The organism is Bradyrhizobium sp. WSM2254 (genome assembly GCF_000472645.1).
GTDB lineage: Bacteria > Pseudomonadota > Alphaproteobacteria > Rhizobiales > Xanthobacteraceae > Bradyrhizobium > Bradyrhizobium niftali.
On sequence record NZ_AXAB01000039.1, the window covers coordinates 1 to 15,057 of the forward strand.

12 protein-coding genes and 2 pseudogenes are annotated in these 15,057 nt (G+C 58.5%); 6 read left to right on the forward strand and 8 right to left on the reverse strand.

The genetic code is table 11. The features are described 5' to 3' along the window. Window positions 1-76: 76 nt before the first annotated feature. The 4 genes and pseudogenes from phnC to phnE (A3M7_RS0126685) form a co-directional block, all read left to right on the forward strand. A pseudogene (gene phnC, locus A3M7_RS44960) lies at window positions 77-811 on the forward strand (phosphonate ABC transporter ATP-binding protein); the annotation flags it as partial. Between the two features lie 169 nt (window positions 812-980). Continuing rightward, window positions 981-1,898, forward strand: coding sequence for a phosphonate ABC transporter substrate-binding protein (gene phnD, locus A3M7_RS0126675; protein ID WP_027546670.1), 918 nt, complete (start codon window positions 981-983; stop codon window positions 1,896-1,898). A gap of 43 nt (window positions 1,899-1,941) precedes the next feature. Further along, window positions 1,942-2,832, forward strand: coding sequence for a phosphonate ABC transporter, permease protein PhnE (phnE, locus tag A3M7_RS44965; protein WP_049823699.1), 891 nt, complete (start codon window positions 1,942-1,944; stop codon window positions 2,830-2,832). Between the two features lie 4 nt (window positions 2,833-2,836). Beyond that, the gene (gene phnE, locus A3M7_RS0126685; RefSeq protein WP_049823700.1) at window positions 2,837-3,715 is read left to right on the forward strand and encodes a phosphonate ABC transporter, permease protein PhnE; all 879 of its coding nucleotides are present in this window, start codon (window positions 2,837-2,839) and stop codon (window positions 3,713-3,715) included. A 16-nt stretch (window positions 3,716-3,731) separates the two neighbouring features. Here phnE (A3M7_RS0126685) and A3M7_RS45910 read toward each other — a convergent pair whose 3' ends face one another. The 8 genes and pseudogenes from A3M7_RS45910 to A3M7_RS48880 all read right to left on the reverse strand — a co-directional run bounded on the left by A3M7_RS45910 (window position 3,732) and on the right by A3M7_RS48880 (window position 11,299). Then, the gene (locus tag A3M7_RS45910; RefSeq protein WP_027546672.1) at window positions 3,732-3,983 is read right to left on the reverse strand and encodes a DUF2274 domain-containing protein; all 252 of its coding nucleotides are present in this window, start codon (window positions 3,981-3,983) and stop codon (window positions 3,732-3,734) included. Continuing rightward, window positions 3,980-4,120, reverse strand: a pseudogene (locus A3M7_RS50670) (conjugal transfer protein TraI); the annotation flags it as partial. The gene A3M7_RS45910 and the pseudogene A3M7_RS50670, both read right to left, overlap by 4 nt. Before the next feature lie 1,049 nt (window positions 4,121-5,169). Then, window positions 5,170-5,931 (reverse strand): amidohydrolase, encoded by a 762-nt coding sequence (locus A3M7_RS0126700; protein ID WP_027546674.1) that lies wholly within the window; start codon window positions 5,929-5,931, stop codon window positions 5,170-5,172. Then, on the reverse strand, window positions 5,928-6,101 hold the full coding sequence (locus A3M7_RS0126705) for a hypothetical protein (RefSeq protein ID WP_156936983.1): 174 nt from the start codon (window positions 6,099-6,101) through the stop codon (window positions 5,928-5,930). Before A3M7_RS0126705 ends, A3M7_RS0126700 begins: the two co-directional genes overlap by 4 nt. Before the next feature lie 1,139 nt (window positions 6,102-7,240). Next, window positions 7,241-7,717, reverse strand: coding sequence for a class I SAM-dependent methyltransferase (locus A3M7_RS0126715; RefSeq protein WP_198033817.1), 477 nt, complete (start codon window positions 7,715-7,717; stop codon window positions 7,241-7,243). A gap of 372 nt (window positions 7,718-8,089) precedes the next feature. Then, on the reverse strand, window positions 8,090-9,481 hold the full coding sequence (locus A3M7_RS0126720; protein WP_027546678.1) for a hypothetical protein: 1,392 nt from the start codon (window positions 9,479-9,481) through the stop codon (window positions 8,090-8,092). Window positions 9,482-9,641: 160 nt separating this feature from the next. Beyond that, window positions 9,642-10,670, reverse strand: coding sequence for a radical SAM protein (locus tag A3M7_RS0126725; protein ID WP_198033818.1), 1,029 nt, complete (start codon window positions 10,668-10,670; stop codon window positions 9,642-9,644). Between the two features lie 251 nt (window positions 10,671-10,921). Then, on the reverse strand, window positions 10,922-11,299 hold the full coding sequence (locus A3M7_RS48880) for a hypothetical protein (RefSeq protein ID WP_156936984.1): 378 nt from the start codon (window positions 11,297-11,299) through the stop codon (window positions 10,922-10,924). A gap of 99 nt (window positions 11,300-11,398) precedes the next feature. On the opposite strand from A3M7_RS48880, the gene A3M7_RS0126730 reads away from it, so the two are divergent. Both A3M7_RS0126730 and A3M7_RS0126740 read left to right on the forward strand, forming a co-directional pair. Beyond that, on the forward strand, window positions 11,399-12,790 hold the full coding sequence (locus tag A3M7_RS0126730; RefSeq protein WP_049823701.1) for an FAD-binding oxidoreductase: 1,392 nt from the start codon (window positions 11,399-11,401) through the stop codon (window positions 12,788-12,790). Between the two features lie 1,278 nt (window positions 12,791-14,068). Further along, the gene (locus tag A3M7_RS0126740) at window positions 14,069-14,308 is read left to right on the forward strand and encodes a hypothetical protein (protein WP_049823713.1); all 240 of its coding nucleotides are present in this window, start codon (window positions 14,069-14,071) and stop codon (window positions 14,306-14,308) included. Window positions 14,309-15,057 lie beyond the last annotated feature (749 nt).

Below are 15,057 nucleotides of genomic sequence, written 5' to 3' on the forward strand. Positions count from 1 at the left end.
GGGGAATCATTCGAATGTCATCAAAAATTCATTCGAATGAATCCTGATCGTAACAGGGGGCTGGCACGGTTCCGACATGGACAGGCAACCACTTCTCCTCGCCAAGATTAGCCGCCACTTTGGCTCTAGGCTTGCCGTTAACGGAATCACTCTCACCATTCCGCCCGGCCAGTTCGTGGGCGTAATCGGCAGTTCCGGTGCGGGCAAATCGACGCTGCTGCGGCTCATCAACCGTCTCGTTGAGCCGACCGCCGGGCGCATCCTCTTTGGCGACACCGAAGTCAGCGCGCTCAAAGGGCGGGCGCTGCGTCAGTGGCGATCACGCTGCGCCATGATCTTTCAGCACTTCAACCTCACGGGCCAGCTCGACGTCCTTACCAATGTGTTGATCGGCACGGTCGCCGACTGTGCGACGGTGCCGGTGCTGTTCAAACAGTTCTCAGCAGAGCGACGACTTGCGGCCGCGAAGGCGCTGGACCGGCTCGGGCTTCTATCGCATGCCTTGCAACGCGCCGACACCCTTTCGGGCGGCCAGCAGCAGCGCGTGGCGATCGCCCGTGCGCTCGTTCAGTCGCCGGACTTCATTCTGGCCGACGAGCCGATCGCGTCCCTCGACCCTGGCAACGCCGAGATCGTGATGGAGGTGCTGCAAACCATAAACCAGGACGAAGGCATCACCGTTCTCTGCAACCTGCACACGCTCGATGCGGCCCGGACCTATTGCTCACGGATCATTGGACTTGCGCGGGGGGAGGTCGTCTTCGATGGGCTGCCGTCGGACCTTACTGCCGACCGTTTGCAGCTGATCTATGCCCGACCGGGCTAAGACACCCTCGAACAAAAAAGGTCGTCACCGGGCGGGTTGTGCGATCGCTCATCTGTCCGTCTCTTTCCCTACCCGTCTGACGAAGAAGGTCGACTTCAAAGGCGCCTCGCGTTAGGCGGCGGCTCTTTTAGTTTCCTCGGAGAACGCCGGTAAAATGACCGATCCTATTGCTCGTCGCACCCTTCTCGCCCTTGCCGCCGCAAGTAGCCTCGTCGCCGTCACCTCGCCTGCCCTTGCCGATTGGCGCGATCGATACAAAGAACTCAATTTCGGCATTTCGAGTTCGGAGAACCAGCGCGACGCCGTTGTGCGATACGAGCCCTTCGCCGCCTACCTTAGCAATAAGCTCGGCGTGCCGGTTCGCATTCTCTGGGGCACCGATTATGCCGCCGTGATCGAGGCGCTGCGTTCGGGGAAGATCCAGTTCGCCTTCATTGGCGCGGCCAATTACGCCCTCGGCCACAAGGTCATGGGCAGCATGATCGTCCCCGTCGGCATTGACCAGTCCCAGGACGGCTCTACCGGCTACTATTCGGTCATCGTCGTGCGGAAGGACAGTCCTTATCACTCGCTCGAGGATCTCAAGGGCAAGGTGCTCGCTTGGGTGGACCCGAACTCTACGTCGGGCTACGCTGTCCCGAACTACTTCATGAACAAGCAGGGCATCAATCCGGCGACCTTCTTCTCCAAGACGCCATTCTCGGGCAGCCATGAACTCGGCGTCATCGGCTTAATCAACGGCACTTTCGATGCGGCTGCTGACTATTGGATGAGCGACAATTCCAGCAACGTCGTCCAGATGGAAAAGAAGGGCATGATCTCGAAGGACAAGACGCGCGTCATCTGGCGGTCAAGTGAGATTCCCAACGGCCCTTACGCCATGCGCGCCGACTTGCCGGATGACCTGAAACAGGCTTTCGGCCGGGCGCTGTTCTCAGCCGCACAGGACGATCCAAAGGCCTACGAGGGTCTCGGCTACAACCAAAAGCAGATTGTCCCGGTGACGCCGGACCGCTACGATGACATCATAGCGATCACCGAAGCCAATCACCGCGCCCGCCGCGGCCAATGAGCGCAGCACTGTGCGGACAACTGATCCGCAGGGGCGAGCTAGCATGATCGGCCACCCCGAGACGGATCCCCCCGACAGGTTCACGGAGTTTGCCCGCTCCTGTCGGACCGAAAGGCGCCGACTACAGCTGCTGACCCTCCTTTATGGCGGCATGTTCGCGACGTTACTGATTGGATCGGCGCGCCTGAGCCAGGTGAGCCCGGCCGAACTTGCTCGCGGGCTGCCCGACGCTTGGCGCTACGTCGCCTCGACATTTCCGACGCTTCATCCTTTCAGCATCGCCTCCGACCTGCATGCCTGGTACTGGAATCTTGCCAGTTGGTTGCTGCTTCTCACAGAGACGGCGCTAATGAGCTTCATGGGCACGACCGTTGGCAGTTGCGCGGCGCTGCTCCTTTGCTTTCCGGCCTCGCGGAATCTCATGACCAACCCTGTTATCTATTTCGTCGTGCGACGACTTCTGGAACTGGCGCGCACGGTACCCGATCTCGTGTATGCAATGATCTTCGTCTTCGCCTTCGGGATTGGACCGTTGGCCGGCGTGCTGGCCCTCTCCGTTCATACGACTGGCGCGCTTGGTAAGCTCTTCTCGGAGGTCAACGAAAGCGTCGACCGGGGACCGATCGAAAGCCTCACGGCAGCCGGCGCCACCTGGCCGATGCTGATACGTTTGGCTGTGCTGCCCCAGGTGCTTCCAAATTACGTCAGCTATGCGCTGCTGCGCTTCGAATATAACATCCGCAGCGCCGCAGTCTTCGGGATCGTGGGCGCCGGTGGCATCGGCGAACAGCTTTACCTGTCGATCCGTCAGTTCGACTATCATGACATTAGCGCAATCGCGCTCTTGATTATCGCCCTCGTAATGACCGCGGACCTGACCTGCGAGGCGATCCGACATCACCTGATCGGTAGCAACGGCTTACGGAGGGACTAGCGGAATGGACCTTCTGATTGCTTCGCCGTCACCCGCCGACGAGATTGCGTTATGGCGAAAAGCCTACCCCAGGATTTTCGCCGCACCGCTCGGGGAGCGCTGGGCGCGCCGCGCACTCGTCTTCGTCCTTGCCTGCGTCTTCGCCTTCGGCTTATTGTGGATCGACGCCTCGCCGGCCCGACTCTGGTCTGGTCTGTCGCGGCTCGGGCTTCTCGTCAAACTTATGCTACCGCCGACCTCTGGTGGCTATCTCGGCACCTACCTCAAGGCGCTGGTCGAAACGCTGGCGATTGCGCTTGTCGGCACCACTATCGCAGTGCTGGTTGCGCTCCCGCTCGGCTTCCTGGCAGCGCGCAACATCATTCCGAGCTTGACGTTCCACTTCGCCCTGCGCCGCGTGCTTGACATGTTGCGCGGCATCGACATTCTGATCTGGGCGTTGATCTTCGTGAGCGCAGTCGGAATGGGGCCGTTCGCCGGCGTGCTGGCAATCATCTTTTCCGATGTTGCCTTTTTGTCAAAGCTTTTTGCTGAAGCAGTTGAAAACATCGACAGGAGACCTGTCGATGGTGTGCGTTCTGCCGGAGCTAACACGATCGAGACGATTAGGCTGGCGGTCCTGCCGCAGATCACGCCGATCGTCCTCAGCAACGCACTCTACTTCTTCGAATCCAACTTCAGGTCCGCATCCGTTCTCGGCATCGTCGGGGCGGGTGGCATCGGCCTGCAACTTTCGCAGCGAATCATGACCAATGAATGGGACCAGGCTTGCTTCATCATTGTAGTCATGCTCGTTGCTGTCGCTATCATCGACGTCGCGTCACGGCAGATCCGAGCGCGTATTATCGGCGACCTGGGCAACATCAATATGAGCAAACAGTAAAGAGTCAACCGGAGTGTTATCGGCCGATGGTCATCCGTACAACACTTTCCGGAAGACCAGACAATCGGGATAGGCCGCGATACCGCTTCGACCCCAGGGTCTGAATCGCCACAATCAACCTAGCGGGCTCGATCGGCTTCGTCGCACCTCTGCCACGTGTAAGGAGCTCGGCGTAGCTCTGGAGATCCCTGAAGACCGCCGCCGGCAGCTCGAGGGTGAGCTTCTCCAGTTTGTCATCGAGAAGCGGCCCAAGCTTAAGCTTGATCATGGCGGTACTCCCCGTGCATAAGGCGCGAGCACCAAGTCACGCGTGGCGATGACGCGGGCCAGGAAACCTGGCCGGATGGTCAGTGTCGGCCGGACGTTGAGCTGGCGCAGCACGATCTGTCGGCCGGTCTGGCAGATGGCGCAAGAACGGGCCCGACCCTTGTCGAGCGGCTGGAGGGTGGTGATATGCTCGCGGTTGGTAAGGACCACGCGTCCGATCGCGACAGAATTGTTTCGACGGAAATCGTCGACTCAACAGCTCCGATCTCAGCGATGAAGCATCTACGAGCGAGACCATCAAATATACCGTCCGCCCGCGACGGAGCTATCTTGAAAAACACGGTGCCAGCAGCTGTCCATGCTACATTTCCATTTATATTGAGCATGATGGCACCATCAGATCGACTTTTCGGCCGGCCAGGATGTTGTCGCCGTAGTTTAGCAGTCCGCTTTTGCAAAATGGCCGCCCTCCTGGAAGCCGCTTGACATCGCGTCAGCAATTGCGCCGCCTCGAAAATTGCATTCCACGTCTCGGTATTAAGGTCGCTATTCCTCGGAGCCCACAGCGGTAGCCTTATCGAGCGGTTCAGGGAGCTCGATCACCGCCGAGATCTGGTCAGCTCGCTAAGTCCAGGACCCGACGGAAACGGCTTACCAGGGCGCGATTTCCGAACGTCAAGTGACTCTAAAGTTTGGGCGGAAGCGAGCGCCGCGCGCGAGCTTGTTGATTAGCCTGGATCATTCGCTCTGAGAGCCGCGAATGGTAGGGCGCGCTCAGCAACATCAAAAAGAGCGCCCGGTCGGCTTCATAGCGAGCAGCGGATCGGCTGCTTCTTGAACCTGTCATGACCAGCGTGCCTCCGGTCGTGCGGACCGACCACACCCACCTTCGTCTGCGCTGTTCTAAGATAACGTCGAAGATTGGAAATCGATCAGACATATCATCAGCCCCTCAAGAGATAACCTCCATCCGTCGTTTGCACGTCTGGATCCATAGCCAAACCTGTGCGGTGCCAGCTTCCTCTTCCGCTCGACTGGTTTTACGCGCACTCGGTGTGGCTTCTCGGAAAGCTTTGATGGACCGCTTCGATCTGCCAATTCCTGAGCGAAACCTCTTTTGGCGGCGAACCCCGCGCTCCGGTGGACGATGCTTATTTGGTCCTTTCGGCAGGTGCGCAGGTCTTAACTCAGCGAAATCGGTAAAGGGCCGCAGGTGTCTCGCCAAGGATCCGCGCTCGAGCGTCCTCGTCTGGGACGAGTTCCTCAAGCCACTCAAGCGTCTGGGCATAGGATGGCGCATAGGCGTGAGCGGCTGCGACATGCGGCCACTCCGAGCCCCAGAGCAGCTGTTTCGGCCCGAGCTCCTGCAGCATGCTGGCTGCGGCTGCCCGAGCCCAGCCATCTGCGACGCGTCCGATCCCCGACAGCTTCACCCACACCTCGGCTCCCTTGGCGAGCGCCAGGAGCCGTGCGAGGCGTGGATCCCAGGCGGGATCGCGGGCACTATCCGCAAGTCCGAAGCCGCGGAAAACCAGTCGATGGCCGTCGGCCAGAAGCCGCTCTACCAGGTGCTCACGTCCTTCGAAGCCACCCGACACCTCCAAATGCAAGCCCAGCCGGAGCGCGGCTTCAAGGGATTCTGCCAGTGGACCTTGATCGGTGAGGGTTAGCGTCAAACCGACAGCGCCTGATCGAGCCCACTCCTCCAGCACCTCAGGCGCCAGCGGTTGAACAAGGAGCGGAATGAGCCTTACCGGCATCCGAACCTGGCTCGCCTGGGCGAAGAGATCGGCCGGATCGTCGTTCAGGAAGGCAGGCTGGACCAGGACCAGCCCAGCGATCTTGGACTCGCGCGCGGCGCCTTCCAGCGTTTCCATGGAGCCGTCGATGATGGGCGCAGCCTGCCGGCTCTTAAGGCGGAAAGCATGCACCTCGCAGTCGATCCTCATGAAGCGCCCTCGCCGCAAAGCTTCGCCGGAATAACGCTCGCGAGGCCGTAGCTCACATACATGTCCAGATCCTCGATGCCAGCGCGAGAGTGGAAATCTTCCAGCGCCTGCTCAAGCACGCTTCCGGTGATACCCGGCTGCGCGTCCCCGCGATGAAGGTCTGCCGCCATGACCTCACCGATAGGGCCGTATCCGCACACGGATCGCTCGCGCGCCACTGCATATACGGGCTCGCTGCAGATGCTCTTCTTAGTCATTTGGCCGGCAATTTAAGTCTCGTTGCGGAAAGATGTGGGATGCAGATAAGTCAAGACGGTTCGGTTCTCTTGCAGTGAGGCCATTCAAAGGCCCCGCTCTTTGAGGCCTTATGATCATTTCGCGCGATGCAAATACCTTGCAAGCTAACTTCAGGATCGTTCGCAACTCCGTGCGTATAATTGTCATCCTTCCGCCAATGCCACCACCGACTTTTGTCTCGATTGGCGCGCTGTGGCCGGCCGCCGTCATATGCTTGCGATCGGCTCTAATCATAAGGCCTACACGAGATTTATACGTGCAGCATGACTTCTGTGGTGACACCGAACTCCCTTAGCAATCGCCTAAGTCATTTTCTAATCCGGATAGCAGTTCCTTTTGCTTCGAGCTCGCAACACAGGATCAGATCACGCAGAAATCTAGCAATCTTTGCGCCATTGCGCAGGATTCCAGAGAATTCTATCTTCGCCATGGTTTTGTGATTGCGCGGGCGATCGAAAAGGCAATCGCACCTGCTCCTCGCTTTAAGGCAACCGGATGGCCGCAGGAATTGGAGCGGCCGGCGATTGAGTGTGGCAGGTCGAAGATAGTCGTCAGCCATAACAGCAGCGAACTCACCAGCAATGCCATCCTGACCAAGGCTCGGGACATCAACGCCGTCGACACGAAGCAGCAGGGGCCTCGTTCAATTGAGCACCGCACGCAGGGGCAGCCTTGCAAAAATTGAACAGTGAACCAGAAACGAAAGGCCATGACCGAGCACATCGGGGCACTATTTGCCTGCAGCGCGGCGCGACCTCAGACCTCGGCCGCCGCCTGGAGTGCGAAGCACGTCGTGTCGAGCTGGCAGCTGATTTGCCGGCCGGCTCCTTGATCGTAGACCGATCATCGATTTTCAAAAGAACGACGACACGGCAGTCGGGAATGTTTGCAAGTTCGAGGCCTCGAACGACCATGGCGGCAACTTCATGCGTGACAAGATGGCGAACCCTCTCGGCCTCCTTCGTGCCAGGAGTGCAGATGTCGATCGCGGAGCCCGATTGTGGGAGAACCGTCAAATCCACATCCACGGAGCGGACTCGCGCGCGCGGAGTGCGATCCAATCAGGATCCGACCACGACCGCTCCACCTCAAAGCTGAACAAAGGGATCAGATAGTCCCGGATGATGATCGTGACGTGAGCTTCGCTGGCCTCATCCTCACTCAGCTGCCTGGTCTCGTTGGCATCCGCATACTGAGCTGTGGTCCGGATCAAATGCCTCCTTCCGAAGGAAAACCTCACATCATCGAAAAGGAACAGAGCACCAGGCCTCAATAGCCGTATTGCTGCGATGGCAGCTGCTAGATCGACATAGATCGAATGGCTACCATCGAGATAGACGATGTCGAAAGTCTCTCGATTTCTCGCCAACCTGATCAGGTTGAACAGGTATGTTCCTGACGGATTTCCAAGAAAGGTGATGTTTCGATCGGCGATGCCGGCCGCCGCCAGATCGGCCCGGCGTTGGGCGTAGACACGTTCGAAGTCCAAGCCCACATAGTGGATACCAAGGTCGCTGATGGTCCTGAACCGCTCCTGCCTCAAGGTCGGCCCTACGCCGATCTCGAGAAAGGGGCACCCAGGATTCTGTCGAAGGATCTTTATACTAAGCGCCTATGAACCGATTGCCTGTATGCCCGGTAGTTGCTGGGCAGAGGATGACTCCCGTCAAATAGGACGTCGTGACGGCCACAATTCATCAATCGTCTCGCAGTGGGTCAGAACATACATCTGGCATGCCGTATGCGCGGCCAAGAGCCTCACCTTCCCGGTCACGACCAACGATGGCCAATCTCGGGCCGTTTCCGGCGAACAAGGCACGCCCAGAATGCCGACGGCGCGCTGAAGTCGAAGCGACGACATTCATGCCGGAACTTTGTTGACGGCGCGCAATGGGGTCGCTTGATCTCTGTTCGCTCCGTCTGTTGTGAGCGCCGCCAAATAGTGAGCAAAGAGCTTTATCGTCCGGGTATGCGACTCGAGGGAACTTTTGTCGGTCCGTCCCGCCAGCCAATCGTCAAACAGCCTTTTGCGGCCAGCGCCAAGATCAGCGTTTCGGACAAGCGTGTCCCGCGCGGGATAAAGCCGTTCGCGCAAGGCTGCGCCGCCGAGGAAACCGGCATTCCGCCAAAGCGTGATGTGCGCCTCCCTTCTCAGTTCCGGATGAGCTTCCGTGCTCAAATGTGTGCGCTTGAAGATCCTGGCCTCGATCGCGGCGAAGGGACCTATATTCAAGCGAATGGTCTCGGACCCATACCGTCCGTTTTTGTTGTAAACATCGGTTGGCAGTTGCCGCCAGTTGCGAAGCGACACGCTGGTCTGCAGAAGATCGAGCCGAAACAGGCAGACGGTTTCGCGGCTTCCGGGACGCCTTGCGGCTCCGGACGAGACAATATCCGTCTCACCCCAGAACGGTGGTGCGGGAAACAGTGCAGCGTCTGGCGCGTCGCCGCTAAGCCTGCGGACCGGATCCGGGCCAATCTGCCCGACGTGGTCAGCGGCAGTCGCCCGGTGGACATCCAGCTCGAGCGCGAGACTGCCGAAGTGGTCCTCATTGTGAGCCAGGAGACCGGCGAGAATGTCGATGTAGTGATAACCGGAATGGCAAAGCATTCCGTAGCCGTAGCGGTAAGGATGGTCCTCCCGGGAGAGGATCTCCTCCTCCGTGTTCCATACTCCCGCGTGATGCTCGATACCAATATACGTGACCGGCGTGCCAAGGTTTCGGGAGGCGCGCCGCGCATAGCGTCCAATCAATTCGTAGACTGCGTTGTAGCGGCGCGGCGTCATGACCACGCAACGGCCGCCAGTCCGATCGCAGATCTGCTTGAGCTCGGCTACCGCACCAACCAGATGGTCCGCGGCAGGGCGTCCATTCGACCCCATGGGCAGAACGACGGGCTTGTCGACCAGGCAATCAAGGCCAAGTTCAAGAGCCGCGCGCAGGTAGCCCAAATGGGCCTTGGGTTCGGTCGCGACGATGACTTTTGTGCCTGGCCGTGCCAGAGCCATCAGCGCGTCCTCTCCATGGCCGGAATACCAGATCGCCCATCGCCTGAGATCGGGTACCCATGAGACGCTCGCCGGCTTGCATGCGCGGGTCCGGAAAAAGGCATTCATATCGTCTCGCACACTGTCGAGCTCGACGATATGGAAGGCCGATGCTCGACCGCTGGCGACGGCATCCTCGATCAGAGGAATATATTTCGCCCGGGCATAAGCACCGAGCCCGACGAGAATGATATCTCCTCGCATGCCTTCTGATACTCTCTCGCTTTTGCCTCAATCAGAACTTCGGACCCGATGAGGGCAGACACGGGGGGCGACCTGACGGATGCTGACAGGGTGGGATACTGCCTTCTCGCGCACCGAGAACCGCCGATATTGAGACCGCTTTCGTTCATCGTTCGCCCGGTCAGGCGCAGGCAAGCGCACGGTTCTCGACATTCTTCAGGAGCGCGACCTGGCTCGGGCATTGGCCGCAGCCGCTGTTGGCCCGAAATTTCTTGAGCGCCGGCGAGCGACGCCAAATCTTCTCCAGATCGAATTCCGGCGATCGAACATTGCCGAGGAGGAACTCGCGGCTATCGGGATCCCCGACGACGAAGGAACAGGGATACAAATCGCCGTTTGTCGAGAGGTAGACCGCGGTGGCACCACAGTCGCATTCGGTATATCTGACGTTTGGCCGCGGCTGCGACGTATCGATGAAAATCGGCGGCGGCAGTTCGAGGCGCGCTGAGCTGGGCTGCGCCGCAATCCCCATCAGGGCTTCCTGCAGCTCTCGAATTTCGTCAGCCGAGCCCAAGAGCGCATCCTCATTGCCGAGGGCAACGCCCGAGGCGAACATCGGCTTGACCCTGAAGGAGTAGACGCCGATTGACGACAGGAGCCGGTAGGCGTCGAGCGCCTCACCGATGTTGTGCCGGTTGGCAGTCATCCTGGCCTGTACCAAGGCCCCGCAATTGGCCGCCTCAGCCATCTGCCGGAGTGCGGAGTCGTAAACACCCGCCTTGCCCCGGAAACGGTCCACCGTGTTCCGCTTCGCACCGTCGAAACTGAACTGGAACGTCAGCTTCTCGCGATCGTCAAAGAACGAGGCGACGTCATAAATTGGCACCTGGCCGAGCCCTCCTGTGTTCAGTTGCACCTGAAGGCCTCGCTTGTTCGCATGGGCCATCAGGGCTGCCGTGCGCGGAAACACCAATTTCAGAAGCGGCTCGCCACCCGTCAATGAGACTTTTCTCAGGGAATATTTGCCGGCGAGAAGATCGATGAAATCTGTCATCTCCTCGATAGATAGTTGTGATGGCTCCAAAAGCCGCTTGTATTGATCTCGATACTCTTCGGGAACATAACAGTGCTCGCAATGAAGATTGCAGTAAAACGATACACATATTCTCGCGTGGCCGAAGACAATGGGAAGCGGATTATCGACTTGCATGGCGTCCTCCTGGCTTTCTCCCAGCGAGGGCGGAGCAGGATCCATGCCAGTACGTCGCAGCGAAACGTCGCCGATCTTTGCGGCGCGTTGTTACGTTCCAAACAGCTTTGTGGGTTCAAGACATCAGGAGCGTTTGGTTTCAGACAGACGCACACGCGCGCCCCGCGGTCGCCACGCCGGTCTACGAGCTCCCGACAAACCGGACGGCTCACATCGGCCGCCAGCCACAGCACTACTAGCGACGGAGCATCTCATTTCCGACCCCATAAAAGTCGCGCATCACTCGTCCAACAACCACGAGGCGCCAATACGATGAGCAGAGTGCAGCCGGAAACCACTGATTTCCTGGCATAGGTTTTCTTCATCTGCCATTTTTCGAGCAACTGCTTCTGGTCTTCCTCGTATTCCTGCCAGCTGGTGTAGGCGGTAAGATAGTCACGTGACACACATTCCATTGCCTCGTATTTCGCGAGGCTGTTGAGCGCGTTCACAGGGACGGTGTCAGTACGTCGTGTATCCTTCGCCAGGCAAGCACAGATCCGCGAGTGGCACGTTGATTGCTGAAATGAGAAGGTGACGCAGCTCACCGCCAAATCGGTGGGTTCTTCCGGGAGTTGCCAATGACGCATGCGCGATTGATCCTAATGAATACACTGCGCAATCGCACCATTTTGTCCTTCATTCAGCGAATGTCAGTTGTTGGCTCATAACTCGGAGCTGAGGGGAAAATGTCTAATGGCTTCATCGGCGAACTGCGCGAAGCACTCGACAATGGCTCGGTTCTGACTGGCCCCGACATCGACTCACGCTATTACCACGATATGGCGGGTAAATCGGTCGCCAAGCCGCGTGCAGTCGTCCGTCCAAGGACGACAGAACAGGTCTCGGCGCTGCTTCGGCTCTGCAATCGGGAAAAAGTGCCGGTGACGACGCAGGGCGGCATGACAGGGTTGGTGCGTGGCGCCCTGCCGAATGCCAACGAAATCGTGCTGTCGATGGAGCGCATGAACGCGGTTGAGGAGGTGGACGTCTCGGCGGGCGCGGCCACTGCGCAGGCCGGCGCGCCTCTGCAAAAGATCCAGGAGCGGGTCGAGCAGGATGGCTACGTATTCCCGCTCGATCTTGGCGCACGCGGTAGCTGCACTATCGGCGGCAACATCTCGACTAATGCCGGCGGCAATCGCGTGATTCGCTACGGCATGACGCGCGATCTGATCCTCGGCCTCGAAGTCGTGACAGCCGACGGCACAGTGCTGCAGGGCTTGCGCAAATACGTCAAGAACAACACAGGCATCGACCTGAAGCAGCTCTTCATCGGCAGCGAGGGAATTCTCGGCGTGGTGACGCGAGCCGCTTTGCGTATCTTTCCCGCACCTGAGGGGCGGCAAGTGGCGCTTTGCGCCCTGCCCTCGTTTGCACAACTCATCTCATTCCTGGGCATGGCGCAAAAACAACTAGGCGGAGAACTGACCGCGTTCGAGGCGATGTGGAACGAGTACTACCGCTTCACCGTCGAGCGCGTCAAAGGCCTTGCCGTGCCACTGCCTACGCATCATCCCTTCTATGTCCTAATCGAGGCCTCCGGTCACGTCGACCGTATCCAGGTCGATCTCGAGAAGCTGCTCGAGACGGCTATGGGCGAGAACATGATTCTCGATGCAGCGTTGTCAAACTCGAATGCATCCGCGGCAGCCATGTGGCGTATCCGCGATTCCGTCTCCGCCCTTGCCCGCACGTTCCCTTACGCCGCACATATCAGTTTCGACGTCAGCCTCGCTATCGACCAGATGGATGAATATGAGAAGGCGATTGGCGCGCGCATCAAGACGATCGATGCCGGCGCATTCACAATCGTCTTTGGTCACGCCGGGGATGGTAACCTGCATATCGATCTGCATCACGAGCACACGCCTGACAGGCGGGACGATTTCGAGAGTCTTGTTTATCAGATTACGAGTGAGTTCGGCGGATCGATCTCAGCCGAACACGGCATCGGCATTCTAAAGCGGCCGTATCTGAAGATGAGTCGGACACCAGAGGAAATCGAAACGATGCGTACGCTAAAGCGCGCGCTCGATCCGAACAGCATCCTGAACCCGGGACGAATTTTCACGATGTGAGAGTAAGGTGTCAGGGCAAAGCGGGTCTCTCAATCGGACAGGCCGCACTCTGAGTTTCCGATCATCAGATAACGGCCACCGTATGGTCTAAACTTCGTTAAATCCACGACGAAACAGACAAGCGCGATGATCTCGTGCCAGTCTATCGTAGCGGGTGACGAAGCGCCAGAAATCTCTGCTGAAGGCACTGCGGTTTCGATACCAAAAGCGCAACTGTATGAATCTGAAGCGGCTTTCCCTTGCTACGGATTGGGTTAACCGGCTTTGCACCGCGCCCATTCCCTCGCAATTGTTTCACGTGGTAGGCGGTGTCGCCCAGTATACGCCTTGGCGGCCCCACTCTGCGGATCAGGCGCGCGCGGCGATTGGCCCGGTCAGCAGGTTGGCGAAGGCGCCAATTCAAATTAGCCTAATTCGCTCAATGACCGCTCCCTCTTTCACGAGCCTGCTCGGGTTGATCTGGCGTTGGGGAAGTCGGGGTTCGAGCTACTTCTCAGGAGATCTGGTTGGCCTGTTGGTGTTGCTCAATGACAATACATCGCGCTCGGGTTGCTCCAACATCCGCTCGCCCCAATCCATGCGCCAAACTTTGGCCAGCTCTGTTCGGCACTAGCAAACGATCTATGCCGGTCTCTATGTCTGGGATCTTCGTCCCGCCATTCATGTCTCATTGAAGACGTCTGATGTCGGAATGCGGACGAAAGCGGCGCAGCCATTCCACAGGGACGTTGACATCCACTTAGTCTTCTCGTTGAGCGAGGAGAGCGTTAGATACCGCGAGTGGCATGCCGATTGCTGAGATGAGCAAGCAAGGGTCGCCTCAAAAGCGGTTGGTATCGCTCCAGGAGTTGCCTATGAAGCTTGCCCCAATGCGCCGATGCGGGTTGTGTTTAGGAGAGCGGATCACGCAAAGCGCGCCGTTCCAGGTAGTCCGCTCGGACGAATATCCTCCGCCCCGAGGGCACTTGTTGAACAATGGTCTCGTGATTCCGGAAAGTCGGTTCACGTTGTCATGCACGTTCTTTGCAGCAAGACCGCAACTCCCGTGAACGGCGCAGATAAAAACACCAGGATCAATCAGACGCAAGGGGCGATGTCTACCTTTCACTGCTGATAGAAATTGGCATGGGCTCGCTCTCGAATTTGTATTCGATGGGGCAGAACTCCAGGAATCAGTAACCATGCATCCCGCAGACCGACGACCTTTAAACGGCCATGGATTGGGCAGGTATCCGCCGAGGAGCTTGCCCAATGAAAGTCATGGAAGACATTATGAACATGAAGCTCGTCGAACCATCGTGTAGCCCTGCAGCGTCGACCGTCTTTGTTGGCAGGAATCGCCGTGGCAAATGGGTTGCCCGCGAACAGAACGGAATCTTTGGCGGCCTGTTCGTGAATCGCGCCCAAGCGTTGAAATACGCTCTGTTCGAGAATGGCCATCATGCAGAAGCCATCATCGAGGTGTCGCATGAAATCGAACTCGATATTCCCGCAAAACTGCAGATCGTCGACACCTGAAGGCCGCTTGTTTGGGCCTTACCGTCAGCAGAAGTGCGAGCATCGCGGTTGCGATGGACTATCGCGAGGACGACGCTGTGAAGCGCGAGCGCTGCAACCGAATGTGCAATCTGGGAATACTTTAGAAGAGCTTTGCTAACATGCAAGATCGCCATCAGCCGCGGTTGACTATCGTAGTGCTGACGTGCGCCAGCGTGACGCCATCCAGGACGAGTTGCCACCTACAGCGGCTTGAAACTCACTAACCCTACGTCAATGGCGAGATGACACTTCTGCATATGAATGTCCCGGCGGAGAGGCTTGGCAATCCAGGATATCAGCGCGGTGGATCGGATCTATCCGGTCACCCCTGCCTGATCATTTCCGTTCGCGCTTCGGGCGGGCGCCGCTGAGTACGAAGAAGCCTAGCAGACGAGAGTGACCATCCAAGGGCCAGTCTCAATCGGTGCCCAACGAGCATCCCGCAGACCGGATATTCGTCGGTCGCTGGTCGCCGCGTGGGTTCACCCAGGATCTGATCCCGTAAGGAGATACTAAACGCATTCTACGAGGCCGCTCGCTGGGTGCCGCCGGCCTTTTTCGTCCTCGGTAAAGCCGCGGGCACCAAGAGCCGGGATTCGTTGACCGGTGGTCGGCGACGAGCCGTAACAAACACGCAGCCAGTCCCATTTGCACGTCGATATGCGTATAGGATTTGCAGGCGTCGAAGCTTTTCAGATGCTTTAGCGATCTGGACAATGCCCGACATG

Coding starts and splice junctions, on each gene's coding strand:
- phnD (WP_027546670.1), top strand. CDS start 981: ATGACCGATCCTATTGCTCGTCGCACCCTTCTCGCCCTTGCCGCCGCA.
- phnE (WP_049823699.1), top strand. CDS start 1,942: ATGATCGGCCACCCCGAGACGGATCCCCCCGACAGGTTCACGGAGTTT.
- phnE (WP_049823700.1), top strand. CDS start 2,837: ATGGACCTTCTGATTGCTTCGCCGTCACCCGCCGACGAGATTGCGTTA.
- A3M7_RS45910 (WP_027546672.1), bottom strand. CDS start 3,983: ATGATCAAGCTTAAGCTTGGGCCGCTTCTCGATGACAAACTGGAGAAG.
- A3M7_RS0126700 (WP_027546674.1), bottom strand. CDS start 5,931: ATGAGGATCGACTGCGAGGTGCATGCTTTCCGCCTTAAGAGCCGGCAG.
- A3M7_RS0126705 (WP_156936983.1), bottom strand. CDS start 6,101: ATGGCGGCAGACCTTCATCGCGGGGACGCGCAGCCGGGTATCACCGGA.
- A3M7_RS0126720 (WP_027546678.1), bottom strand. CDS start 9,481: ATGCGAGGAGATATCATTCTCGTCGGGCTCGGTGCTTATGCCCGGGCG.
- A3M7_RS0126725 (WP_198033818.1), bottom strand. CDS start 10,670: ATGCAAGTCGATAATCCGCTTCCCATTGTCTTCGGCCACGCGAGAATA.
- A3M7_RS48880 (WP_156936984.1), bottom strand. CDS start 11,299: ATGCGTCATTGGCAACTCCCGGAAGAACCCACCGATTTGGCGGTGAGC.
- A3M7_RS0126730 (WP_049823701.1), top strand. CDS start 11,399: ATGTCTAATGGCTTCATCGGCGAACTGCGCGAAGCACTCGACAATGGC.
- A3M7_RS0126740 (WP_049823713.1), top strand. CDS start 14,069: ATGAAGCTCGTCGAACCATCGTGTAGCCCTGCAGCGTCGACCGTCTTT.